Below are 24003 nucleotides of genomic sequence, written 5' to 3'. Positions count from 1 at the left end.
CATGGACCTGACCGACTACCTGCGCGTGCTCCGCAAGCGCTGGCGCTTCGTCACCGTCACCACGCTCGTCGGTCTCCTGGCAGCAGCGGCGGCGACCCTGCTCATGACCCCCCGGTACGAGGCGACGACGCAGCTCTTCGTCTCCACGCAGGGCGGCGAGGACGCCTCGGCGCTGCTGCAGGGCAGCAGCTTCACGCAGCAGCGGGTCAAGTCCTACAGCGACGTCGTCACGAGCCCGGCCGTCCTGCGGCCGGTCATCTCGCAGCTCGGCCTGGAGACGGTGCCCGTGGAGCTGGCCGAGCGGATCACCGCGAGCGCACCGCTCGACACGGTCCTCATCGACGTCACGGTCACCGACGAGGCACCGGCGGTCGCCGCCGACATCGCCGACGCCGTCGCCGTCTCGTTCGTCTCGGTCGTCACGGAGCTCGAGCAGCCGGCGGGCGACGGGCCGAGCCCCGTCCGCGTGAGCGTCACCCGCGAGGCACTCGTCCCCGACGCGCCGGTCTCCCCGCGCGGCCCGCTCAACCTCGCCCTCGGCCTCCTCGTCGGCCTCGCCGCCGGGGTGGGCGTCGCGGTCCTGCGCGAGCTGCTCGACACCTCCGTCCGGACGACGGAGGACGTCGCCGCCCTCGGCGTCCCGGCGCTGGGCTCCACGCTGTTCACCCCCGAGAAGGAGGGCGCCTCCGTCCTCGTGGCCGGGCACACCAACACGCCGCAGTCCGAGGCGCTGCGACAGATCCGCACCAACCTGCAGTTCGTCGACCTCGACCACCCGCAGAAGGTCGTCGTCGTCACCTCCTCGCTGCCCGGGGAGGGGAAGACGACGACCTCGGTCAACCTGGCGCTCACGCTCGCCATGGCCGGGGTGCCGACCATCCTCGTGGAGGCCGACCTCCGCCTGCCCAAGGTCTCGGAGTACCTCGGCCTCGAGAGCGCCGCCGGCCTCACCACCGTCCTCGCAGGCCAGGCCGAGCTCGACGACGTGCTGCAGCCCTACGGCACCTCGGGCCTGTCCGTCCTGCCCAGCGGCGCCATCCCCCCGAACCCCTCGGAGCTCCTCGGCTCGCGCCAGATGGCCGAGCTCGTGGCCGACCTCCGGGGTCGCGCCGAGGTCGTCGTCGTCGACTCGCCGCCGCTGCTGCCCGTGACCGACGCCGCGGTGCTGAGCCGCCACGTCGACGGCGCCATCGTCGTCGTCCGGCACGGCCGGACGACGCGCGACCAGCTGTCCAAGGCCCTCGAGCGGCTGGGCTCCGTGGACGGACGCGTGCTCGGCGGGATCCTCTCGATGGTCCCGGCCAAGGGCGCCGGCTCCCCCTACGGCTACGGGTACGGCTACGGGTACGGGTACGGCGAGCCGCTGCCGGCGCCGGTGGACGAGGTAGCGGGCGTGCCGTCGCCCCGAGCGGGTGAGCGCGAGCACGGCGTCGTCGCCCTCGACCACGCCCTCGCCGGGCGGCACGCCGAGCGCGACTGACGCACGGGCTTCAGCGCAGCGGCAGCGCCCCGACCACGTCGTCCACGGCGCGGCGCACGAGCGCCGCGGCGGCCGCGTACTCCGGCGCGGGACGGCGGTGCGGGTCGGCGACGTCGTCGGCCGCCGGGTCGTCCGGTGCCGTCGGCCCGCGGTGGGCGGCCGACGCCGCGACGAGTGCCCGCAGCGCGTCCGGCGCGTCCGCGACCGGCGCCAGGCCGGCGTCGGCCGCGGCCCGGCCCGCCCGGGCCAGCTCGAGGAGCGTCATCACCCTCCGCTGGCGCGCGGGGACGAGCGCCACCGCAGCACGCCGGTGCTCGCGGGCCAGCGCGAGGACGAGGTCGGCCTCGCGCACCAGCCGCTCGTCGAGCTGTCGGGCGACAGCGCCGTCCAGCAGCACGGCCTCCTCGGCCTCGAGGTGGTCGGCCATGGCCGGGTCCACCGGCGCGCCGGTCATCGCACGGACCCCGGCGCCCGTCACCCGGACCCGGTCCCCACCGGGCAGGGCACCGAGGCGGTGGGCGAAGACCGCCGCGGCGAAGGGCGACCGGCAGACGTTCGCCGTGCAGACGACGAGGACTCGGAGGGGCTGGGCGGCGTCCACCCCGCGACCGTAGCCACGTGGGTCGGTGCAGCGGACGAGGCGGACCCGGACGGGCTCACCACCCCTCCAGCGGGTCCAGCGGGTCGACGTGGACGCGGACGGGCGGCTCCTTGCGCGCCGACGTCGCCGCGCGCGCCGCCCGCAGGGCGTCGGCGAGGGCGGTCGCGGCGGTGCGCGGGGCCCGGAGCAGGGCCTGCGCCTCCTCGTCGCCGTCCGTCCGGGCGGACCGGCGCCCCGACGCGCCCACCCAGGCGCGCGGCGCGAGCGGGGCGGGACCGAGCACGGACGCGCCCGGCGGGAGCACGACGGCGGCCAGCAGCGCCCGGACCCCGGCCGGCGACCCGGTCACGCGGGCGACGACGGCCGCCGGCGGCAGCCCGAGCTCGGTGCGCTCGGCGAGCTCACGCTCGGCGTGGCCGCCCGGGTCCCACCGGACCAGGGCCTGCAGGGGAGCCAGGCCCGCCTCGCCCACGGCGAGCACCCGGCCGCCGTCCGCCGCCGGGCGGACCAGCGAGGCGGCCTGGAGCCAGCGCCGCAGCGCCTCCTCGGCCGAGCGGAGCTCCGCGCGCGAGAGCAGGGCCCACGTGTCGAGCAGCAGCGCGGCGCTGTAGCCGCCCTCGGCCACCGGCTCGGCGCCGGGCGTGGCGACGACGAGCGCCGGGGCGGCCGGGACGGAGGCCAGCACCTCGGCGGCGCCGCCCGAGCGCCGCACGGTCGTCCCCGGCAGGGCGCGCCCCAGCTCCTCGGCGGTGCGGCCGGAGCCGACGACGAGCGAGCGCAGCGCCCGGCCCCCGCAGTGCGGGCAGGCCCACGCCGGGGCGCTCGTCGCGCACCACCGGCAGACCGGGGTGCTCGCGCCCCCGGGCTCGTCGGGCTGCGGCAGCGCGAGCGGCCCGCCGCACCGGGCGCACCGCGCCGGGTGGCGGCAGCGCTGGCACGCCGTCGCGGGCAGGTAGCCCGCGCGCGGCACCTGGACGAGCACCGGCCCGGAGGGCAGCGACTCCCGGACCAGCCGCAGCGCGCTGGCGGGCAGGCGGGCCCCGGGGCCGGCCGGGTCGCGCCCGTCGTCCTCGGCGACGGCGACCCGTGGTGCCCGCGCCCGCACGACCTCCCGCGGCGCCACGACGACGCGCGCCCAGCCGTCCGCGAGCAGCTGCTGGGCGGCGGCGGACCGGGACGGCGAGCCGACCACGGCCGCCGCCCCGGCCTGCCCGGCGCGCTCGACGAGGACGTCGCGGGCGTGCGGGTAGGGCGCGCGGGGCTCGGCGTGGAGGTCGTCGCCGTCGTCCCAGCACACGACGAGGCCGAGGTCCTGCACGGGGGCGAGGGCGGCGGCACGGGTCCCGACCACCGCCCGCACGCGACCCCGGCGCAGCGCGACGAAGGCGCGGTAGCGCGCCGTCGGGCCGTCCTCGGCCGTCAGCCGGACGTGCCGGCCGGCTCCCAGCAACGCGGTCAGCGCCGCGTCGAGGCGCGCGACGTCGCGGGCGTCGGGGACCACGAGCAGCGCGCCGCGGCCGCCCGCGAGCGCCGCGGCGGCGAGGACGGCGAGCGCCGCGGGCCAGTCGTCCCCCGCTGCTCCCGGCAGGGAGGTCCACACCGCCCGTGGCGAGCCGCCGTCGACCACGCGGGCGACGAGCGCGGCCCCGCCGGCGTAGGCCTCCCAGGGGCCCGCCGCCGGACGCGGCAGGGGCCCGGCCGGCGGCCCGGGGCGGTCCTCGGTCTCCACGACGGCACGCCGCGGCGGCACGGCCAGGCGCAGGACGTCGGCCGTCGTGCCCGCGCACCGCCGCGCCACAGCCCGGGCGAGCGCGAGCACCGCGGGGTCGAGGACCGGCTCGGGGGACACGACGCGCCGCAGCGGCTGCAGGGCGCCGGCGTGCTCGCTGGTCGCGCGCCGCTCGACGACGAAGCCCTCGACGTCCTGGCCGGCGAGGCGCACCCGCACGCGTGCGCCGACGACCGCCGACGACGCCGCCGACGCCGGCACGGCGTAGTCGAAGACGCGGTCCAGGTGCGGCAGCGGGACGTCGAGGACGACGCCCGCCACCGGGTCGCGCTCGGCGCTGCCCTCGGGGGTGCGCGGACGGTGCCCGCGGGCCGCCGAGCGCAGCAGCGACAGCTGCCCGTCCGCGCCCTCCCCGCTCGTCCCCGGCTGCACGGGCGCCATTCCACCAGCCACCGCCGACGGCGGCGGGCGCCGTCCGGTGCGGGCCCGGGGCGCCGGTCCGGAGCGGTCGGAGGCTCCGCCGTCCCGCCCCCACCCGGCCTCCTCCCGGCCGACCCCCTCCCGTGGCATCAAGACGGGGACCCCGGCGACCGATGGGCAGACGTGACCACCGCCCCTGCCCCCGGCGGCCCGTCCGGCACCTCCGACGACCGCCTCCAGCTCATCCTCGACGCCTTCACGGGCATGGCCGCGGCCGACGACGAGGACGGCGCGCTGGAGCGCGCCGTCGACGTCGCCCGTCTCGCCACCCGCGCCGTCTACGGCGCGGCCGTGCTCGGCGCCCCGCGCCAGGTCTCCCACCTCGTGCACGCGGGCATGCCCCAGCGCCAGGTCGAGGCGCTGCCCGGCCCGCCGCAGGGCCTCGGCGTGCTCGGCGCCGTCCTCGCCGGCGACGCCCTGCGCCTGGAGCGCCTCGGCGACCACGCCTCGGCGCTCGGGCTGCCCCCGAGGCACCCGCCGATGGAGGCCTTCCTCGGCATCCCGGTCGCCACGGGCACGGGCGCGGAGGTCCTGGGCGCCTTCTACCTCGCCAAGCCGCCCGGGCACCCGACCTTCACGGACGCCGACGAGGCACTCGTCGTCGCCCTGGCCCGCCAGTGCGCCCAGGTCGTGGTCCGGCTCCGGGTGGCCCGGCAGGTGCGCGACCTCGCCGCCCGCCTGGAGGCGGCGGAACGCGTCCGGGCGGCGGCGGTCGCCCGGATGACGAGCGGCCTCGACCCCGTCGACGCGCTCGACCTGCTCCTCGACGCGGTGCGCGAGCAGCTGCGGATGCCGCTGGCGGCGCTGATGCGCGTGAGGCCCGTCGACCTCGAGGTGCAGCGACGCTCCGGCTCGCTGCCCGGGGCGGACATGCCGGTCGGGTGCACGCTCACCGGCCCGACGCTGTGCCACCTCATGCTGGACGGCGAGATCTCCGTGGTGCCGGACCTGCTCGACGACCCGGCGCTCGCGCACGTGGCCGGCCCCGGTGTCGGCGCCTTACGCAGGGGCACCCGTCGTCGTCGACGGCCGGGTCCACGGGTCGCTGTGCGTGCTCTCCGACCGCCCCGCCGCGCTGACCGGGGCCGACGTCGCCGTGCTGGAGGTCCTGGCCGACCTCGTCGCCGTCCAGCTCGGTCGCCTGGAGGCCGACGCCGCCGTCCGGACCCGCCGTGAGAGCGCGGTGGCGCGCCACCTGGAGCCCGGCGGGATGCGCATGGTGCTCCAGCCGGTCGTGGACCTGGTGGACGGCCGCGTCGTGGCCCTCGAGGCGCTCGCCCGCCCGTCCACCGGCTGCCCGCCGGACCGGGCCTTCGCCGAGGCGGCGGAGGTCGGCCTGGGCGTCGAGCTGGAGCTCGCGGCCGTCCGCGCGGCACTGGCCCTGCTGCCGCACCTGCCGGCGGACGTCGACCTCTCGGTGAACGCCGGCCCCGCGGCCGCGGAGGACCCGCGCCTGCTGGACCTCGTCGTCGCGGCGGGCGCCCCCCGGGTCGTGGTCGAGCTCACCGAGCACGACGACCTGGCCGACCGCCCCCGCCTGGGGACGGCCCTGCGGCGGCTGCGGGAGGCCGGGGCCCGCATCGCCATCGACGACGCCGGCGCCGGGTACGCGGGTCTGCGGAGCATCGTGGACGTCGCCCCGGAGGTGCTCAAGCTCGACATCGGGCTCGTGCGCGGCCTCGACGCCGACCCGGCCCGGCGCTCCCTCGTCCGGGCGCTCGTCGCCCTCGCCCAGGACCTCGGCGCGGTCCTCGTCGCCGAGGGCGTCGAGACGACCGGTGAGCTGGAGGCGCTGCGCCGCCTCGGCGTCTGCCGCGGGCAGGGGTGGCTGCTCGGCGTCCCCGCCGACCCCGTGGAGCTGGACCTCGGCCCGCGCCGGCTCCTGGCCCTGCCCGTCCCCCGCCGGGGGTGACCCGTCCCTGCCCCCTGTCTCGGCCCTGTACCGGCCCTCACCCGGCCCCGTCTCGGCCCTGCCCCGGGGGCCGGCCCGGCCCGCGCCGCGCTCAGCCGACGGCGGAGCGGAGCGCCTCGACACGGTCGGTGCGCTCCCACGTCAGCTCGGGGAGCTCGCGCCCGAAGTGGCCGTAGGCCGCCGTCTGCGCGTAGATGGGCCGCAGCAGGTCCAGGTCGCGCACGAGCGCCGCGGGACGCAGGTCGAACACCTCGTCGATCGCGGCGGTGATGCGCGCCAGGGGCACCGTCTCGGTCCCGAAGCACTCGACGTAGAGGCCGACGGGTCGCGCCGCGCCGATGGCGTAGGCCACCTGGACCTCGCAGCGGCGGGCGAGGCCGGCGGCGACGACGTTCTTGGCCACCCAGCGCATGGCGTAGGCGCCGGAGCGGTCCACCTTCGACGGGTCCTTGCCGGAGAAGGCGCCGCCGCCGTGGCGTGCCATGCCACCATAGGTGTCGACGATGATCTTGCGGCCGGTGAGGCCGGCGTCGCCCATGGGGCCGCCGAGCTCGAAGCGCCCCGAGGGGTTCACCAGCAGCCGCACGTCGCCCGTGTCGAGGCCCGTGCGCTCCAGGACGGGGGTGACGACGTGCTCGAGGACGTCCGGCTCGAGCATCCCCGGCAGGGAGACGTCGGCGGCGTGCTGCGTGGAGACGACGACGGTCTCCACGCGCACGGGGCGGTCGCCGTCGTAGCCGACGGTCACCTGCGTCTTGCCGTCCGGGCGCAGGTAGGGCAGCACGCCCTCGCGGCGGACCTCGGCGAGCCGCTCGGCGAGGCGGTGCGCCGTCCACACCGGCAGCGGCATGAGCTCCGGCGTGTCGTCGCAGGCGTAGCCGAACATCAGCCCCTGGTCCCCCGCCCCCTGGGCGTCCAGGAGGTCGTCGAGGTCGGCCGGGGCCGCGCCGTCGGCGCCGCGCGCCTCCCACGCCCGGTCGACGCCCGCCGCGATGTCCGGCGACTGCGCGCCGATGGAGATCTCCACGCCGCAGGAGCGGCCGTCGAAGCCCTTCGTCGAGCTGTCGTAGCCGATCCGCAGGATGGTCTCGCGCACGATGGCGGGGATGTCGGCGTACCCGGTCGTCGTCACCTCACCGGCGACGTGGACGAGGCCCGTCGTCACCATCGTCTCGACGGCGACGCGGCTGCGCGGGTCCTGGGCGAGGAGGGCGTCGAGGATGCCGTCGCTGATCTGGTCGCAGATCTTGTCGGGGTGCCCCTCGGTGACGGACTCGGAGGTGAACAGGCGCAGCGAGGAGGTCCGCGGCGACGCCGGTCCGGCCCCTCCCGTGCGGGTGGACGACGACGGCGGGGAGGTCTCGGGCACGGGGCTCCTGTCGGTGCAGCGGCTGCTGGCTCGTCCCTCGCGCCGGGCTCCCGGGCGTGGGCGCGGCAACCCTAGCCGCGGCCGAGCCGCTCCCCCACGGCGTCCCACACCGCGTCGGCGACGAGCTCCTTCGGCGCCGGGCCCACCGTGCGCTCCGAGCCGTCCCGTCCCAGCAGCACCACCGTGCTCTCGTCCCGCCCGAAGACGGCGCCGCCGCCGACGTCGTTCACGACGAGCAGGTCGCACCCCTTGCGCGCCAGCTTCGCCCGGCCGTGGGCCAGGACGTCGCCGTCCTCGTCCCCGGTCTCGGCGGCGAAGCCGACGACCACCTGGCCCTCCGGGGCGTCCGCCGCGAGCTCGGCGAGGACGTCGGGGTTGCGCACGAGGGCGACGACCGGCGCGTCCTGCGTCGCGGGGTCCTTCTTGATCTTCGCGGTCGTGACCTGCGCCGGGCGGAAGTCGGCGACGGCGGCGGCCATGACCACGGCGTCCGCGCCGGTGCGCTCGGCCAGGACGGCGGCCCGCAGCTCGCGCGCGTCCCCGACGTCGACGACGCGCACGCCCGTGGGCGCGGGGACCTCCAGGTGCGCGGCCACGAGCACCACCTCGGCCCCGCGTGCCGCGGCGCGGGCGGCCAGGGCGACGCCCTGGCGCCCGGAGGACCGGTTGCCCAGGTACCGCACCGGGTCCAACGGCTCCCGCGTGCCGCCCGCCGAGACGACGACGCGACGTCCGGCGAGGTCGCGCACCTCCGGCCCCCCCGGCCGGGCGGGGGGCGCGCCCGCGACGGCCCGGCCCTCGAGCAGGGCGAGGGCGGCGGCGTGCACCTCCTCCGGCTCGGGCAGGCGCCCCACCCCCGAGTCGGCCCCGGTCAGCCGGCCGACGCCCGGCTCCAGCACGTGCACCCCCCGCCCGCGCAGGAGCTCCACGTTCGCGCGCGTCGCCGGGTGCAGCCACATCTCGGTGTGCATCGCGGGGGCGAGCAGGACGGGGCAGGTGGCGGTGAGGAGGGTGCTCGTCAGCAGGTCGTCGGCGAGCCCGGCCGCCGCGCGGGCGAGCAGGTCCGCCGTCGCCGGCGCGACCACGACGAGGTCGGCCTCACGGCCGGTCCGCACGTGCGGCACCTCGTGCACGTCGTCCCAGACGTCGCTGGCGACGGGGTGGCCCGACAGCGCCGACCACGTCGGGGCCCCGACGAACCGCAGCGCGGAGGCGGTCGGGACGACGCGGACGTCGGCGCCGCCCTCGTGCAGCAGCCGCAGCAGGGAGGCCGCCTTGTAGGCCGCGATGCCACCGGCGACGCCGAGCACGACGCGGGGGCGACGCCCCTGCCGGTCGGGGGCGGCGGTCGGCTCCACGGGTCCTCCTGGCGGGTCGGGCGCAGACGCGGACCGCCGCCGTCCCGGCACGGGATCGGCGGCGGTCCGCGAGGGGGCGGGGCTCAGCCCTCGGCCGGGACGTCGTCCTCGGTGATGGTGCCCTCGAGACCGCCGTCCGGCGCGAGCTCGTAGGTCTCGCCCTCGGCGTCGGAGGCGTCGAGCGGGCGGACCGTCAGCACGCCGGCGTCGATCTCGCGCAGCGCGACCGACAGCGGCTTCTCCTGGACGTGCGTCTCGACGAGGGGCCCGACGTTCTCGAGCAGGCCCTCGGAGAGCTGGGAGTAGTAGGCGTTGATCTGGCGCGCCCGCTTGGCGCCGTAGATGACCAGCGCGTACTTGGAGTCGGCGGCCTTGAGCAGCTCGTCGATGGGCGGGTCGGTGATGCCCTCGGGGGCTGCGCTCGTTCCGGACACGGGTCCTCCTGCGGTCGTGGTGCGCTCCCGTCGCCCGGGGGCCTCGGGAGCGTGGTCGTCGTGCGGGTCGCGCCGGTGCCGGTCGGTCGGGCCGCGGGTCCCCGCGGCCCGTCGCCGGAGCCGCCGCGCGCCCGCCCTGCGAGCGGGGCCCGCGGTGCGCTCACCGCCCGGGGCGGGGTGCGCTCGAGGCGCCGCGCGGCGTCAGACCCATCGATGATACGAGGTCGTCGCCGGCCTGCCGGACATCGGCGTTGACCACCGTGACGTCGAACTCCTCCTCGGCCGCGAGCTCGGTCCTCGCCGTGGCCAGCCGGCGCTCCCGCTCGGCCGCGTCCTCGGTGCCGCGCCCGACGAGGCGGCGGACCAGCTCCTCCCAGGACGGCGGCGCCAGGAAGACGAAGCGGGCCTGGGGCATCGACCGGCGGACCTGCCGCGCCCCCTGGAGGTCGATCTCCAGCAGCGCGGCCCGGCCCTGCGCCAGCGCGCCCTCGACCGGCCCCCGCGGCGTGCCGTACCGGTGGCGCCCGTGAACGACGGCCCACTCCAGCAGGTCGCCCGCCGCGGCCATCTCGTCGAAGCGTGCCTCGTCGACGAAGTGGTAGTGGACGCCGTCCACCTCGCCCGGTCGCGGCGGCCTCGTCGTGGCGGACACCGAGAGCCACACCTGCGGGTAGCGCTCGCGCACGTCCGCCGACACGGTCCCCTTGCCCACCGCGGTCGGCCCGGCCAGCACGGTCAACCGCGACGGCCCGCCGTCCGGCGTCCCCACGCCGCTCAGCCCTCGAAGCGCGCGAGGAGCGCGGAGACCTGGTGCGCGCCGAGCCCGCGGACCCGCCGCTGCTCCGAGATGCCGACCTCCTCCATGATCCTGCGCGCCGTCACGCGCCCCACCCCGGGCATGGACTCCAGCAGGGCGCTCACCCGCATCTTGCCGACGACGTCGTCGCTCTGGCCCTCGCGGACGACCTCGGCGAGGGACCCCTGCCCGTACTTCAGGCGGTTCTTGATCTCGGCCCGGGCACGCCGCGCCTGGGCCGCCTTCTCCAGCGCCGCGGCGCGCTGCTCGTCGGTCAGGTGCGGGAGCGGCACGGGGTTCCACCTCAGGTCGGGGACGACGGGGCCGGGGCCGGCCCCGGGGTGCGGGAGGCCGGCAGGAGGACGACGGGCGGTCGGCGCCGCGCGTCCGTGGCGGGCCCGGCCGGGGGTGCCGTGACGCTAGCGAGTCCGCTCCGGCGGCGGCAACGACCCCCGCCCCGGCGCCGGCGCGCACGGGGCGGGGACGCGGCGGGGTCGGGGCGGCGCCTCAGCCCGACAGGGCGAACGCGCAGCGCTCGGCCAGGTCCCGGGCCGCGGCCCGCACCGCCGCGACGTCCGGACCCGCCTGCAGCACCGCACGGGTCGACGTGGCGAGCACCTGCCGCCGGGCCGGGCCGAACACCCGGGCGAGGTCCTGCGGGGCGGCGCCCTGGGCGCCGAGGCCCGGCGCGAGAAGGGGGGCGCCGGTGGCGGCGAGGTCCAGGCCCAGCTCCTCCGCCGCGCCCCCCGTGGTCGCCCCCACGACGAGGCCGACCGAGCCCAGCCGTCCGTCCGCGACGGCGTCCGCGTTCTCCACCGCCACCCCCCGGGCCACCTCCGCCGCGACGGCGCGCCCGTCGCCGCCGCGGGCGTGCTGGACCTGCGGCCCCTCGGGGTTCGACGTCAGCGCCAGGACGAAGGCCCCGCGCCGGGTCTGCGCCGCCAGGTCGAGCGCGGGACGCAGCGCTCCGAGCCCCAGGTACGGCGACAGGGTGACGGCGTCGGCCGCCAGCGGGGCGCCGTCGGCGAGGTGCGCCTGCGCGTACGCCGTCATCGTGCTGCCGACGTCCCCGCGCTTGACGTCGAGGACCGAGAGCGTCCCCGCGTCGGCCAGCGTGGCGAGCACCCGCTCGAGGACGGCGACGCCGCGGCTGCCGTGGCGCTCGAAGAAGGCCGACTGGGGCTTGACCGCGGCCACGGCCCCGGCGAGCGCCTCGACGGCGGCGAGGGCGAACCGCTCGAGACCGGAGGGGTCGTCCGGCAGCCCCCACGCCGCCAGCAGCGCCGGGTGGGGGTCGACGCCGACGGCGAGCGGGCCGTGCGCGTCCATGGCCGCGCGCAGCCGGTCGCCGAAGAGCGCCGCGGCAGGGAGGTCGCCGAGGTCGTCGCGCTCCGGCGGCTCGGGGGGCATGGGCGCATCCCACCACCTGACGAGGAGGGGCGGCCACGAGGCGACCTGCAGAAGTCCGCCCGGACCGGGGGGGTCGGCTCCCTGACCTGGCCTGACGCCGGGCGGGCAGGACTTCTGCAGGTCGCCTCGCGGGCGCCTCGGACCGGTCAGGACCGGTCAGGGTCGGTGGGCGTGCCCGACGGCCTCGTCGAGCGCGCCGAAGCCCCGTTCGGCGAGCATCGCCGCGAGCCCGGCGGCCACCCGGCCGGGCGTCGTGGGGTCGGCGAAGACGGCGGTGCCCACCTGCACGGCGCTCGCCCCGGCGAGCACGAGCTGCAGGGCGTCCGCGCCGCTCGCCACGCCACCGGTCCCGACGACGGGCGCCGGCGGCAGCAGGCCGGCGAGCATGGCCGCCCGCAGCTGCCAGACGCACCGGACGGCGACCGGGCGGATCGCCGGCCCGGACAGCCCGCCGGTCGTCACCGCGAGCCGCGGGCGCATCGTGCGCACGTCGACCTCGACGCCGAGCAGCGTGTTGATGGCGGTGAGCCCGCTCGCCCCCGCGTCCAGGCAGGCGCGGGCGACGGCGACGAGGTCGGTGACGTCGGGCGAGAGCTTCGCCAGCAGGACGACCTCGTCGCCGACGGCGCCGCGCACGGCGCGCAGCACGGCGGCGCTGCTGCCCGGGTCGCACGCGAACACGAGCCCGCGGTTGGCCACGTTGGGGCACGAGATGTTGACCTCCAGCGCCGCGACGCCGTCCGCCGCCGGGGAGGTCACGACGCGCCGGGCGACCTCCGCGAACTCGTCGGGGTCCCCGCCCGCGACCGAGACGACCGCGGTCGCCCCCCGCGCGGCGAGCCACGGCAGGTCCTGCTCCACGAGCGCGTCGACGCCACCGCCCTGCAGGCCGATGGAGTTGAGCATCCCCGCGGGCGTCTCCGCCATCCGCGGCGTCGGGCGTCCCGAGCGCGGCGCGAGCATGACGGACTTCGTGACGACGGCGCCGAGCGCCGCGACGTCGGTGAAGGCGTCGAGCTCGCGGCCCGCCGCGGCGCAGCCCGACGCCGTCATCACGGGGCCGCGCAGCCGCGCCCCCGCGAGGTCGACGGTCATGTCGACGGTCCCCTGCTCGACGGGGCCCTGCCCGACGGGGCCCTGCCCGACGGGGCCGTGCTCCTGGGCACCCGCGCCCACCGCCGTCACCGCTCCTGCCCCGCCGTCGCGCCGGGCGGCACGGCGTCGCCGCCGCCCGGCACCGGTGCCGGCGTCGCCGCGGGCGCCCCGACGGCGTCCACCGGCACGCGCGCGCCGACGCCCGCGGGCCGCTGCGGGGACGGCGCCCCGATCGCGTCCCAGCGCAGCCGGTCGCCGGCGAAGACGGGCCCGTCGGTGCAGGCCCGGAGCATCCGGGTGCGCCCGTCGTCGCCGACGACGGGCAGCACGCAGGTCATGCAGACGCCGACGCCGCAGGCCATGGACTCCTCCGTGGCGAGCTGCGTCGCCGCGCCCGCGGCCGTCGCGACGTCGTGCACGGCCCGCAGCATCGCCATCGGCCCGCACGCGAGCACGTGCCGGGCGCCGTGCGCCGCCAGGACCGGGCCCAGCAGGTCGGTCACCCGACCCCTCGCGCCGGCCGAGCCGTCCTCCGTGGCGACGTGCACGCGGTCCACCGGGGCGTCGGGAGCGCCGGACGCGGCGGTCGCGACGTCGTGCGCGAGCAGCCGGCGCTCGTCGCCCGCCCCGACGACGAGGTCGACGGCGCCGTCGCGCCCCCGCAGCGCCCGCCCGAGCCAGGCCAGCGGCGCGGAGCCGTAGCCGCCGCCCACGAGCACGACGCCCTCCCCCGCGGGCGGCAGGACGAAGGGGCGTCCGAGGGGCGCGACGACGGGCAGCCGGTCCCCCGCCCGCAGGCGGGCGATGCGCGCGGTGCCGGCACCCGCGGCCGCGACGACGACCTCGAGCGTGCCCGCCCCCGCGTCGGCCGCCGCGATCGAGAAGGACCGCCGCAGGAGCATCCCCGAGTCGCCCGTCGAGCACGCCGCGAACTGGCCCGGCCGGGCCGACGCCGCTGCCGCCGGCGCCCGCAGGACCAGCCGGGTGTACGCGCCGTCCGGCTCGGCCCGCAGCACGGGCGCGTCGAGCACCACGGCCGTCCGCACGCCCGCCGGCTCACCCGCCCGCAGGGCGGGCTCCTCCGGGGTCCTCACGTCGCCGGCGCCGCGGCCGCCCCGTCGGACGGCGGCTGCGGCGACCGCGCGCCCCAGACCGCGTGCAGCGCACGGGCGTGCTCCTGCAGGCTGGCCACGCGGACCTCGCCGCCGCGGGCGGCGTCGATCCCTTGGACGGCCGCCGAGAGCTGCTGCACCGTCGTGATGATCGGCCGGTCCATCGCCGTCGTCGCCGCGCGGATCTCGTAGCCGTCGGCCCGCGCCGCCGTCCCCGACGGCGTGTTGACGACGACGTCGACCTCACCGGCGAGGATCCGCTGGACGACCGTGGGCTCGCCCGGGGCGCCGTCGACCGACGGGCCGGGGCCGGCGCTGTGCTTGCGCACGAGCGTGCTGCGGATGCCGTTGCGCTGCAGCACCTCCGCGGTGCCCTCGGTGGCAAGGACCTCGAAGCCGAGCTCCACGAGCCGCTTCACCGGCAGCACGAGCGCGCGCTTGTCGCGGTCCGCCACCGAGACGAAGACACGCCCGGACGAGGGCAGCCCGCCGTAGGCCGCCGTCTGCGACTTGGCGAAGGCCGCCGGGAAGTCGACGTCGATGCCCATCACCTCTCCGGTGGAGCGCATCTCGGGCCCCAGGAGGGAGTCGACCACCTGGCCGTCGGGGGTGCGGAAACGCTTGAAGGGCAGCACCGCCTCCTTGACCGCGACGGGCGCGCCGAGCGGCAGCGAGCCGCCGTCGCCCGCCGCCGGCAGCAGCCCCTCGGCGCGCAGGTCCGCGAGGCTCGCGCCGAGCATCACCCGGGCGCAGGCCTTCGCGAGCTGGACGCCCGTCGCCTTGGCCACGAAGGGCACCGTCCGGCTGGCCCGCGGGTTCGCCTCCAGGACGTGCAGGACGTCGCCCGCGAGCGCGAACTGCACGTTGAGCAGCCCCCGGACCCCGACGCCCCGGGCGATGGCCTCGGTCGAGCGCCGGACCCGCTCGATCTCGCGGCGCCCCAGCGTCGCCGGCGGCAGCACGCACGCCGAGTCGCCCGAGTGCACCCCGGCCTCCTCGATGTGCTCCATGACGCCGCCGAGGTACATCTCCTCGCCGTCGAACAGCGCGTCGACGTCGATCTCGATGGCGTCCTCGAGGAACCGGTCCACGAGCAGCGGGTGGTCCGGGCTGACGACGACACCGCTCGCGCGGGCGCGGGCGACGTAGCCGGCGAGCGTCTCGCGGTCGTAGACGATCTCCATGCCGCGCCCGCCGAGGACGAAGGACGGGCGGACGAGGACGGGGTAGCCGATGTCCCCGGCGACGGCGAGGGCCTCCTCCGCCGAGGCCGCCGTCCCCCACCGGGGCGAGGACAGCCCCGCGGCGGCGAGGACGCGCCCGAAGGCGCCGCGGTCCTCGGCGAGGTCGATCGCCGACGGCGAGGTGCCGACCACCGGCACGCCCGCCTCCTCGAGACCGCGCGCGAGCCCGAGGGGCGTCTGCCCGCCGAGCTGGACGACGACGCCGACGACCTCGCCGCTGCGCCGCTCGGCCGCGACGACCTCGAGCACGTCCTCGAGCGTGAGCGGCTCGAAGTAGAGCCGGTCGGAGGTGTCGTAGTCCGTGGAGACCGTCTCGGGGTTGCAGTTGACCATGACGGTCTCGTAGCCGGCGTCGCGCAGGGCGAAGGCGGCGTGCACGCAGGAGTAGTCGAACTCGACGCCCTGGCCGATGCGGTTGGGGCCCGACCCGAGGATGACGACCTTGCGGCGGTCGCTCGGGCGGACCTCGTCCTCCTCGTCGTAGGAGGAGTAGTGGTACGGCGTGCTGGCGGCGAACTCCGCGGCGCACGTGTCGACCGTCTTGAACACCGGCCGCACGCCGAGGGCGTGCCGCACCCCGCGCACGACGGCCTCGGGCATCGAGCGCAGGGAGCCGAGCTGGGCGTCGGAGAAGCCGGCGCGCTTGGCCCGGCGCAGCAGGTCCACCGACAGCTCGGGGGCGGCGGCCACCTCGGCGGCGACCTCCTCGATCCCGGCCATCTCCTCGAGGAACCACGGGTCGATGCCCGTGGCCTCGTGGAGCGCGTCGACGTCGACGCCGGCGCGCAGCGCCTGCTGCACGGCGACGATCCGCCCGTCGGTGGGGACGGCGACCTCGGCCATGAGGGAGTCGAGCTCCTCCGGCCCCGCCGGCGCGCCGTCCCAGTGGAACGAGGACCCGCGCCGGTCCAGCGAGCGCAGGGCCTTCTGCAGGGCCTCGGGGAAGCTCCGGCCGATGGCCATGGCCTCGCCGACGCTCTTCATGGTCGTCGTCAGCGACGCGTCGGCGGCGGGGAACTTCTCGAAGGCGAAGCGGGGCACCTTCACGACGACGTAGTCCAGGGACGGCTCGAAGCTCGCCGGCGTCTTCTCGGTGATGTCGTTGGGGATCTCGTCGAGCGTGTACCCGACGGCCAGCCGGGCGGCGATCTTCGCGATGGGGAAGCCCGTCGCCTTCGACGCCAGCGCCGAGCTGCGCGAGACGCGCGGGTTCATCTCGATGACGACCATGCGCCCGTCGCGCGGGTCGACGGCGAACTGGATGTTGCAGCCGCCGGTGTCGACGCCGACCTCGCGGATGACGGCGATGGCGACGTCCCGCATCCGCTGGTACTCGCGGTCGGTGAGCGTCATCGCCGGCGCCACGGTGATCGAGTCGCCGGTGTGCACGCCCATCGGGTCGAGGTTCTCGATGGAGCAGACGACGACGACGTTGTCCTTGCCGTCGCGCATGAGCTCGAGCTCGTACTCCTTCCACCCGAGGATCGACTCCTCCAGGAGCACCGAGCTCGTCGGGCTGGCCCGCAGGCCGGCACCCGCGAAGCGCTCCAGGTCGGCCTCGTCGTGCGCGAAGCCGGACCCGAGCCCGCCCATCGTGAACGAGGGGCGGACGACGACGGGGTAGCCGAGGTCCGCGGCTGCGGCCTTGGCCTCCTCGAGCGTGTGCGCCATCGAGCTGCGCGCGCTCTCCGCGCCGCAGCGGGCCACGATCTCCTTGAAGACCTGCCGGTCCTCCCCCGCCTGGATCGCGGCGACGTCGGCGCCGATGAGCTCGACGCCGTACCGCTCCAGGACGCCCGCCTCGTGCAGCGAGATCGCCGTGTTGAGCGCCGTCTGCCCGCCGAGGGTCGCCAGCACCGCGTCCGGGCGCTCCTTCGCGATGATCGCCTCGACCACCGCGGGGGTGATCGGCTCGACGTACGTGGCGTCGGCGAACTCCGGGTCGGTCATGATCGTCGCCGGGTTGGAGTTCACGAGGACGACCCGCAGGCCCTCCTCGCGCAGCACCCGGCAGGCCTGCGTGCCCGAGTAGTCGAACTCGCACGCCTGCCCGATGACGATCGGGCCGGAGCCGATGACGAGGACGGACCGCAGGTCGTCGCGGCGGGGCATCAGGCGCTCTCCTCGGTGCTGGCGGTGCTGCTGGTGGCCACCCGGGCGGGGGCGCCCGGGTCCGGCAGGTCTGGCGTCCGGGACGGCTGCGCCATGAGGTCGCAGAAGCGGTCGAACAGGTAGCCGGCGTCGTGCGGGCCGGCCGCGGCCTCGGGGTGGTACTGGACGCTGAAGGCCGGCGCGTCGAGCAGGCGAAGCCCCTCGACGACGCGGTCGTTGAGGCACCAGTGGCTGACCTCGGCGGCGCCGTAGGGCGTGTCGAACGGCTCGCCGATCGGCGCGTCGACGGCGAAGCCGTGGTTGTGCGCGGTGATCTCCACCGAGCCGGTGGCATCGTCGATCACCGGCTGGTTCACCCCGCGGTGGCCGTAGACGAGCTTGTACGTGCCCAGGCCGAGCGCCCGCCCGAGCAGCTGGTTGCCGTAGCAGATGCCGAAGAACGGGAGGCGCCGGTCGAGGACGTCGCGCAGGACCGCGACCTCGTGCTCGGCGGCCGCCGGGTCGCCCGGGCCGTTGGAGTAGAAGACGCCGTGCGGCTGCAGGTCGAGCACGTCCTGCGTGCTCGCCGACGACGGCAGCACGTGCACCCGTACCCCGCGCCGCGCGAGGTGCCACGGCGTGCGCGACTTGATGCCGAGGTCCAGCGCCACGACGGTCATCGGCCGTCCGTCGGTCCCCCGCCGCGGCTCGCCGACCGCCTCGACGACGTAGGGCTCCGGCGTCGTCACCTCCCCGGCGAGGTCCGCGCCGCGCATGACCGGGGCGTCGAGCACCCGCACGAGCAGCTCGGAGGGCTCCAGCCGGCGGCCCGACGCCGGCTCGCGCAGCGCCTCGCCCGAGAACACGCCGGCGCGCATGGCCCCGCGCTCGCGCAGGTGCCGGGTCAGCGCCCGCGTGTCCACCCCGCTGATCCCGACGACGTCCTGGGCGGCCAGCTCGTCGCCGAGGTCCCCGCGGCTGCGCCAGCTCGACGCCCGCCGCGCGGGGTCGCGGACGACGAAGCCTGAGACCCAGATCCGCCGGCTCTCACCGTCCTCGTCGTTGACGCCCGTGTTGCCCACGTGCGGGGCCGTCATCACGACGACCTGCCGGTGGTAGGAGGGGTCGGTGAGCGTCTCCTGGTAGCCGGTCATCGCCGTGCAGAACACGGCCTCCCCCACGGTCGAGCCGGTCGCCCCGTAGGCCCGCCCGCGGAAGGAGCGGCCGTCCTCGAGCACGAGCACCGCCTCCGGCGGCGGCCCGGCGGCCGCCGTCGTCCTCGTCGCCGGCTCGGCCCCGTCGACCGTCGGTCCTGCAGCCGTCATCGGGCTCCTCCTCGTCCTTCGTCCGTGCCGTGCGTCTCGTCCTCGACGTGCTCCTGCGGCGGCGCCCCCTCCGGCGGCGTCCCCTCCGGGGCGGGGGCCCGACGGCCCAGCAGCTCCGCCGTGGCCACGACGAGCGCGTCCGCGTCCTCGTCCCGGCGCAGGCGCACGCCGCTGTCGAGCGCGAGGTCCTCGCCGGGGCCCAGCAGCCAGGTGAGGACCACGAGGCCCTCGCGGTCCACGTACTTGCCCGCCATGCCGCGCTCGCGCCGCACCCGCAGGAGGCGGTCGGCCGGCAGCCACAGGACGTCCTCGCCCTCGCGGGCCACCGAGACCCCGCCGGTGAAGACCCCCACCTCGCAGGCGCTGCGGCGGCCGAGGCCGTGGGCGACGACGCGGTCGAGCCAGTCGGCCTCCGTCGTCGTGCTGACGTAGGTGCCCTCCCGCGGCTCGAGCAGCGGCGTCCCGGGGTCGCCCGGCGCGGCCGGCGGCGCCGGGACGTCGACCTGCCGCCGGGAGCGCCGTCGCCAGCCCCACCACATGAGGACCCACAGCACCGGGATCACCAGCAGGACCAGCAGGCCCGCCTGCTCCTCGCTCACCCGTGCGCCCCGGCGGCCGGTGTCATGCCGGACCCCTCGGCGCCCGGCACCAGCGCTCCGTCGAGCACGACGGGGCGCCCGCGCAGCAGCGTCGCGACGACGCGGCCGGGCAGCTCCAGCCCGCGGAAGGGGCTGTTGCGCCCGAGCGTGGCGTGCGCGGACGGGTCGACCTCCCGCCGCGCGGCGGGGTCGACGAGCACGAGGTGGGCGGGCTCGCCCTCCGCGAGCGGACGGCCGTGGTCCTCCAGCCGACCGATGCGCGCGGGGGCGGCCGACAGCACGCGCGCCACGTCGTCCCAGCCCAGCAGCCCCGTCTCGACGAGCGCCTCCTGGACGACGGGCAGCGCCGTCTCGAGCCCCGTCATGCCCATGGCGGCCGCGGCCCACTCGCAGTCCTTGTCCTCCAGCGGGTGCGGCGCGTGGTCGGTCGCGACGACGTCGACCGTGCCGTCCGCGACCGCCTCCCGCAGCGCCTCGACGTCGGCGCGCGTGCGCAGCGGCGGGTTCACCTTGTAGACCGGGTCGTACCCGCGCACGAGCTCGTCGGTGAGCAGCAGGTGGTGCGGCGTCACCTCCGCGGTGACGTCCACCCCCCGCGCCTTGGCCCAGCGGACGATCTCCACCGACCCGGCCGTCGAGACGTGGCAGACGTGGAGCCGGGAGCCGACGTGGTCGGCGAGCAGCACGTCGCGGGCGATGACGGCCTCCTCGGCGACCGCCGGCCAGCCGCGCAGCCCGAGCACCGAGGAGACGTCGCCCTCGTGCATCTGGGCGCCCTCGGTCAGGCGCGGGTCCTGGGCGTGCTGGGCGACGACGCCGTCGACGCCACGCACGTGCTCCAGGGCCCGGCGCATGAGGACGGGGTCGGCGACGCAGCGGCCGTCGTCGCTGAAGACCCGCACCCGCGCGGCCGAGGAGGCCATCGCCCCCAGCTCGGCGAGCCGCTCGCCCCCGAGCCCGACGGTGACGGCGCCGACGGGGCGGACGTCGACGAGGCCGACCTCCCGCCCCAGGCGCCACACCTGCTCGACGACCCCGGCGGTGTCGGCGACCGGGTCGGTGTTGGCCATGGCGTGCACGGCGGTGAACCCGCCGAGCGCCGCGGCGCGCGAGCCGGTGCGCACCGTCTCGGCGTCCTCGCGGCCCGGCTCGCGCAGGTGGGTGTGCAGGTCGACGAGGCCGGGCAGCGCGACGAGGCCCTGCGCCTCGACGACGACCGCGCCCGCCGGCGCCTCGAGCGTCCCGCCCGGCGCCGTGCGGGCGACGAGGCCGCCCTCGCAGAGCAGGTCGGTCGCCGCGCCCCCGAGCAGGGAGGCGCGCCGGACGAGGACGGCCGGGGCGGTGGACGTGTCGGGGGCGCTCATGCGGCGTCCTCCCCGGCGAGCAGCAGGTACAGGGCGGCCATCCGGACGGCGACGCCGTTGGAGACCTGCTCCACGACCGTCGACCGCGGGCCGTCGGCCGCCTCGGCGGAGATCTCCAGGCCCCGGTTCATCGGGCCCGGGTGCATGACGAGCGCGTGCTCGGGCAGCAGCCGCAGGCGGCGGCCGTCGAGCCCGTAGCCGCGCGTGTACTCCTGGGCGGAGGGGACGAAGCCGCCGCCGCCCATCCGCTCGCGCTGGACCCGCAGCACCATGACGGCGTCCACCTCGGGCAGCACGGCGTCGAGGTCCCAGCTCGTCCGGCACGGCCACGTCCCGACGCCGACCGGCAGCAGCGTGGGCGGGGCGACGAGGACGACGTCCGCGCCGAGCGTCCGCAGCAGCAGCACGTTGGAGCGGGCGACACGGCTGTGCAGGACGTCGCCGACCACGGCCACCCGCACGCCGTCCAGCGCGCCGCCCATCGCCCCGCCCGCCCGCTCGCGCAGGCGCCGTCGCAGGGTGAAGGCGTCGAGCAGCGCCTGCGTGGGGTGCTCGTGCGTGCCGTCGCCCGCGTTGAGGACGCTGACGTCCGACCAGCCGGCGTGCGCCAAGCGGTGGGCGGCGCCGGACGCGCCGTGCCGCAGGACGACCGCGTCGGCGCCCATGGCCTGCAGCGTGAGCGCGGTGTCCTTGAGCGACTCGCCCTTGGACACGCTGGACCCCTTGGCGGAGAAGGTGATGACGTCGGCCGACAGCCGCTTGGCCGCCGCCTCGAAGGAGATGCGCGTACGGGTGGAGTCCTCGAAGAAGAGGTTGACGACCGTCCGGCCCCGCAGGGTGGGCAGCTTCTTGATCTCCCGGGCCTGCGTGGCGGCCATCTCCTCGGCGACGTCGAGCAGCGCCGTGGCCCGCTCCCGGTCGAGGTCGGCCGCGGACAGCAGGTGCCTCACCGCGCGTCCCCGCCCGCGCGCCCCGCACCGGGGCCGGTGATGACGACGGCGTCGCGGCCGTCGACCTCCTCCAGCAGGACGCGCACGTCCTCGTCGGCGGCCGTCGGCAGGTTCTTGCCCACGTGGTCGGCACGGACGGGCAGCTGCCGGTGCCCGCGGTCGACGAGGACGGCGAGGCGGACCGCGCGCGGTCGGCCCAGGTCGGAGAGGGCGTCGAGCGCCGCCCGGACGGTGCGCCCGGACGCGAGGACGTCGTCGACGAGGACGACGACGCGGTCGTCGACGCCGCCGCCGGGCACGCAGGTGCGGCCCAGGGCGCGCACGGGACGGCGTCGGAGGTCGTCGCGGTGCATCGTCACGTCGAGGGAGCCGACGAGGTCGTCCACGGGCCCGGCAGCGGGCTCGGCGGCGACCAGACGCTCGCCGACGCGGCGGGCCAGGTGGGTGCCGCGGGTGGGGATGCCCAGCAGCAGGAGGTCCTCGGCGCCGTGGTTGCGCTCGAGCACCTCGTGGGCGATGCGGGTGAGGGCCCGGCTGATCTCCTGCGCCTCGAGCACCGGGCGGGCGGACGCCATCGCGGCGACTCCTTCCCCGCCTCTCGGGACGGAGGTTGAAGGACGTCGGTCGGCGGGGAACCTAGCACCGGGCCCTCGGGGGCCCGGTGCGCGACCGAGGTCCGGACGGCGACCCGCCGGCGGGGTCGCCGGGGGGTCGCCGACGGCCCGCAGGCCGACCCGGCGTCCTCCGTACGGCGGACGTGCCGTCCACGGAGGGGTACCGGCGCTTGACGCCCCGGTGACGCTGAGTGACGATCTACGCGGCCGGCCGGCGCGGGACCACCTCGCGCCGACGCCCGGCCCACCAGGAGGGGTGCGGTGGCATCGGAGTACGCGAAGGTGCTCGGGAACCGGCTGCGGTCGGTCCGGACGCGGCAGGGCCTGTCGCTGCAGGGCGTCGAGGCGAAGTCCCAGGGCCACTGGAAGGCGGTCGTCGTCGGCTCCTACGAGCGGGGCGACCGGGCGGTGACCGTCCAGCGGCTCGCCGAGCTGGCGGAGTTCTACGACGTGCCGGTGACGGCGCTGCTGCCCGAGACGACCCCGGGCGAGACGGCGCTGCCGCCTCCCCGGCTCGTGCTCGACCTCGAGCGGCTGCGCCAGGTGCCGACCGAGCAGTCGGGGCCGCTGCTGCGCTACCTCTCGGACATCCGCGAGGCCCGCGGCGACGAGCAGTCGGACGAGATGCCCATCCGCGTCGACGACCTGCGCTCGCTGGCGGTGATCTTCGACCTGCCGCCGTCGGCGCTCACCGAGCGCCTCATCGGCTGGGGCGTCCTCGACGAGGAGGCCCGGCGGGCGGTCGCCCTGCCGGACCTGTGAAGCTCTGAGCCTCCCCGTGACGTGACGACGCCGCGGCTCCCGCACGGGGGCCGCGGCGTCGTGGCGTCGTCGGAGGGGCGCTCAGGCCAGCAGGGCCGGCTTCATGCCGAGCAGCCGGCCGAGGACGCCGTTGACGAAGGCGGGCGAGTCGTCCGTCGAGAGCGTGCGCGCGAGGTCGACCGCCTCGTCGACGGCGACGGCGTCGGGCACGTCGCCCCACAGCAGCTCGGCCGTCCCGAGGCGCAGGACGCACCGGTCGACGTCCGGCATCCGGGCCACCGTCCACCCCTGCGAGTAGGTGGACAGCAGCTCGTCGATGCGGGGCAGGTGGTCCACGACGAGCTCGACCAGGTCCGCCGCGTACTGCGGCATCGCGGTGGCCCCGGGGTCGGACGGGTTCGTCGACGCGAGCCGCTGCGCCAGGAGGTCCATCGGCGGCAGGCCACGCTGCTCGGCCTCGAAGAGGACGTCGAGGGCCCGCTTGCGGGCCTTGCTGCGGGCGGCCACGTCAGCTGACGCGACCGAGGTAGTCGCCCGAGCGGGTGTCCACCTTCACCTTGGTGCCGGTCTCCAGGAACAGCGGGACGGAGATCTGGTACCCGGTCTCCACGGTCGCCGGCTTCGTGCCGCCCGTGGACCGGTCGCCCTGCAGGCCCGGCTCGGTGTAGGTCACCTCGAGCACGACCGAGGCGGGCAGCTCGACGTACAGCGGCTCGCCCTCGTGCGTGGCCACCTGGGCGGTGGAGCCCTCGAGCAGGAAGTTCGCGGCCTCGCCGACGACCTTCTCGGCGACCATCATCTGGTCGAAGGTGCCCGGGTCCATGAAGACGAAGTCGGCGCCGTCGCGGTACAGGTACTGCATGTCGCGGCGGTCGACCGTGGCGGTCTCGACCTTGGCGCCGGCGTTGAAGGTGCGGTCCACGACCTTGCCGGAGAGGACGTTCTTCATCTTCGTGCGCACGAAGGCGCCGCCCTTGCCCGGCTTCACGTGCTGGAACTCCACGACGGACCAGAGCTGGCCGTCGATGTTGAGCACGGTGCCGTTCTTCAGGTCGTTCGTCGAGGCCACAGGAGTCCGTCCGTCGCAGGTCGCTGGTCGTCGCCGGCGGTGGTGCCCCGCGTCGGCGCCCCCGGTCGCCGGCCACGCAGCGCCGGCGGCCCGGCGCACGGCAGGGCGCGGCGGCGCGGCGACGACCGAGGAGGTCGTCCCAGGCTACCGCCGCGGGCGGGTCCTCCCCCGCCTCCCCGACCGTCTCCCGCCCGCGGCCGCCCGGCCGC

20 protein-coding genes and 2 pseudogenes are annotated in these 24003 nt (G+C 77.3%); 4 read left to right on the top strand and 18 right to left on the bottom strand.

Going from position 1 to position 24003, the window contains the following annotated elements; translation table 11 throughout:
- Position 1 precedes the first annotated feature (1 nt).
- Positions 2–1480, top strand: coding sequence for a tyrosine-protein kinase domain-containing protein (locus WDZ17_RS05245; RefSeq protein ID WP_339574081.1), 1479 nt, complete (start codon positions 2–4; stop codon positions 1478–1480).
- Between the two features lie 10 nt (positions 1481–1490).
- On the opposite strand, the gene WDZ17_RS05240 is transcribed toward WDZ17_RS05245, so the two are convergent.
- Both WDZ17_RS05240 and WDZ17_RS05235 read right to left on the bottom strand, forming a co-directional pair.
- Entirely contained in the window at positions 1491–2081 is a 591-nt protein-coding gene (locus tag WDZ17_RS05240; protein ID WP_339574080.1) for an arsenate-mycothiol transferase ArsC, read from the bottom strand.
- Between the two features lie 55 nt (positions 2082–2136).
- Entirely contained in the window at positions 2137–4251 is a 2115-nt protein-coding gene (locus tag WDZ17_RS05235) for a primosomal protein N' family DNA-binding protein (RefSeq protein ID WP_422631820.1), read from the bottom strand.
- Positions 4252–4494: 243 nt separating this feature from the next.
- Between WDZ17_RS05235 and WDZ17_RS05230 the strand changes: the two are divergent.
- Together WDZ17_RS05230 and WDZ17_RS05225 are read left to right on the top strand one after the other, a co-directional pair.
- Positions 4495–4911 (top strand): annotated as a pseudogene (locus tag WDZ17_RS05230) (GAF domain-containing protein); the annotation flags it as partial.
- Positions 4912–5341: 430 nt separating this feature from the next.
- Positions 5342–6202: an EAL domain-containing protein gene (locus tag WDZ17_RS05225; RefSeq protein ID WP_339574078.1), complete on the top strand. Its 861-nt coding sequence runs from the start codon at positions 5342–5344 to the stop codon at positions 6200–6202.
- 91 nt (positions 6203–6293) lie between these two features.
- Here WDZ17_RS05225 and metK read toward each other — a convergent pair whose 3' ends face one another.
- The 14 genes and pseudogenes from metK to pyrR form a co-directional block, all read right to left on the bottom strand.
- Entirely contained in the window at positions 6294–7496 is a 1203-nt protein-coding gene (gene metK, locus WDZ17_RS05220) for a methionine adenosyltransferase (RefSeq protein ID WP_339574167.1), read from the bottom strand.
- Between the two features lie 146 nt (positions 7497–7642).
- Entirely contained in the window at positions 7643–8929 is a 1287-nt protein-coding gene (gene coaBC / locus WDZ17_RS05215; protein WP_339574077.1) for a bifunctional phosphopantothenoylcysteine decarboxylase/phosphopantothenate--cysteine ligase CoaBC, read from the bottom strand.
- A gap of 173 nt (positions 8930–9102) precedes the next feature.
- A pseudogene (rpoZ, locus tag WDZ17_RS05210) lies at positions 9103–9363 on the bottom strand (DNA-directed RNA polymerase subunit omega); the annotation flags it as partial.
- Between the two features lie 160 nt (positions 9364–9523).
- A complete protein-coding gene (gmk, locus tag WDZ17_RS05205) occupies positions 9524–10132 on the bottom strand; it encodes a guanylate kinase (RefSeq protein ID WP_339574076.1) in 609 nt (202 codons plus the stop codon).
- A gap of 5 nt (positions 10133–10137) precedes the next feature.
- Complete coding sequence (gene mihF, locus WDZ17_RS05200; RefSeq protein WP_339574075.1) at positions 10138–10452, bottom strand: integration host factor, actinobacterial type; 315 nt, start codon at positions 10450–10452, stop codon at positions 10138–10140.
- A 214-nt stretch (positions 10453–10666) separates the two neighbouring features.
- Positions 10667–11569, bottom strand: a complete 903-nt coding sequence (gene pyrF / locus WDZ17_RS05195; protein WP_339574074.1) for an orotidine-5'-phosphate decarboxylase — start codon at positions 11567–11569, stop codon at positions 10667–10669.
- Positions 11570–11725: 156 nt separating this feature from the next.
- Positions 11726–12754, bottom strand: a complete 1029-nt coding sequence (locus WDZ17_RS05190) for a dihydroorotate dehydrogenase (RefSeq protein WP_339574073.1) — start codon at positions 12752–12754, stop codon at positions 11726–11728.
- Positions 12751–13758 (bottom strand): iron-sulfur cluster-binding protein, encoded by a 1008-nt coding sequence (locus WDZ17_RS05185; protein WP_339574072.1) that lies wholly within the window; start codon positions 13756–13758, stop codon positions 12751–12753. Before WDZ17_RS05185 ends, WDZ17_RS05190 begins: the two co-directional genes overlap by 4 nt.
- Positions 13755–17132 (bottom strand): carbamoyl-phosphate synthase large subunit, encoded by a 3378-nt coding sequence (gene carB, locus WDZ17_RS05180; RefSeq protein ID WP_339574071.1) that lies wholly within the window; start codon positions 17130–17132, stop codon positions 13755–13757. Before carB ends, WDZ17_RS05185 begins: the two co-directional genes overlap by 4 nt.
- Positions 17132–18436 carry a glutamine-hydrolyzing carbamoyl-phosphate synthase small subunit gene (gene carA / locus WDZ17_RS05175; RefSeq protein ID WP_339574070.1) on the bottom strand — a complete coding sequence of 435 codons (1305 nt, stop codon included), beginning with the start codon at positions 18434–18436 and terminating at the stop codon, positions 17132–17134. Before carA ends, carB begins: the two co-directional genes overlap by 1 nt.
- Entirely contained in the window at positions 18433–19035 is a 603-nt protein-coding gene (locus WDZ17_RS05170; protein WP_339574069.1) for a PH-like domain-containing protein, read from the bottom strand. The genes carA and WDZ17_RS05170 overlap by 4 nt, the downstream gene beginning before the upstream one ends.
- A complete protein-coding gene (locus WDZ17_RS05165; RefSeq protein WP_339574068.1) occupies positions 19032–20399 on the bottom strand; it encodes a dihydroorotase in 1368 nt (455 codons plus the stop codon). Before WDZ17_RS05165 ends, WDZ17_RS05170 begins: the two co-directional genes overlap by 4 nt.
- Positions 20396–21349: an aspartate carbamoyltransferase catalytic subunit gene (locus WDZ17_RS05160; RefSeq protein WP_339574067.1), complete on the bottom strand. Its 954-nt coding sequence runs from the start codon at positions 21347–21349 to the stop codon at positions 20396–20398. Before WDZ17_RS05160 ends, WDZ17_RS05165 begins: the two co-directional genes overlap by 4 nt.
- Positions 21346–21924 (bottom strand): bifunctional pyr operon transcriptional regulator/uracil phosphoribosyltransferase PyrR, encoded by a 579-nt coding sequence (gene pyrR, locus WDZ17_RS05155; protein WP_339574066.1) that lies wholly within the window; start codon positions 21922–21924, stop codon positions 21346–21348. Before pyrR ends, WDZ17_RS05160 begins: the two co-directional genes overlap by 4 nt.
- Before the next feature lie 300 nt (positions 21925–22224).
- Between pyrR and WDZ17_RS05150 the strand changes: the two genes are divergently transcribed.
- Positions 22225–22725, top strand: coding sequence for a transcriptional regulator (locus tag WDZ17_RS05150; RefSeq protein ID WP_339574065.1), 501 nt, complete (start codon positions 22225–22227; stop codon positions 22723–22725).
- Between the two features lie 81 nt (positions 22726–22806).
- On the opposite strand, the gene nusB is transcribed toward WDZ17_RS05150, so the two are convergent.
- Positions 22807–23232, bottom strand: a complete 426-nt coding sequence (nusB, locus tag WDZ17_RS05145) for a transcription antitermination factor NusB (protein WP_339574064.1) — start codon at positions 23230–23232, stop codon at positions 22807–22809.
- Position 23233: 1 nt separating this feature from the next.
- Positions 23234–23794: an elongation factor P gene (efp, locus tag WDZ17_RS05140; protein ID WP_339574063.1), complete on the bottom strand. Its 561-nt coding sequence runs from the start codon at positions 23792–23794 to the stop codon at positions 23234–23236.
- Positions 23795–24003: the final 209 nt, after the last annotated feature.

Source organism: Pseudokineococcus basanitobsidens (assembly GCF_037482545.1).
Taxonomy (GTDB): domain Bacteria; phylum Actinomycetota; class Actinomycetes; order Actinomycetales; family Quadrisphaeraceae; genus Pseudokineococcus; species Pseudokineococcus basanitobsidens.
This window is presented reverse-complemented; position numbering and strand designations above follow the sequence as displayed.

Coding starts and splice junctions, on each gene's coding strand:
- WDZ17_RS05165 (WP_339574068.1), bottom strand. CDS start 20,399: ATGAGCGCCCCCGACACGTCCACCGCCCCGGCCGTCCTCGTCCGGCGC.
- pyrR (WP_339574066.1), bottom strand. CDS start 21,924: ATGGCGTCCGCCCGCCCGGTGCTCGAGGCGCAGGAGATCAGCCGGGCC.
- carA (WP_339574070.1), bottom strand. CDS start 18,436: ATGACGGCTGCAGGACCGACGGTCGACGGGGCCGAGCCGGCGACGAGG.
- carB (WP_339574071.1), bottom strand. CDS start 17,132: ATGCCCCGCCGCGACGACCTGCGGTCCGTCCTCGTCATCGGCTCCGGC.
- WDZ17_RS05245 (WP_339574081.1), top strand. CDS start 2: ATGGACCTGACCGACTACCTGCGCGTGCTCCGCAAGCGCTGGCGCTTC.
- WDZ17_RS05235 (WP_422631820.1), bottom strand. CDS start 4,251: ATGGCGCCCGTGCAGCCGGGGACGAGCGGGGAGGGCGCGGACGGGCAG.
- pyrF (WP_339574074.1), bottom strand. CDS start 11,569: ATGCCCCCCGAGCCGCCGGAGCGCGACGACCTCGGCGACCTCCCTGCC.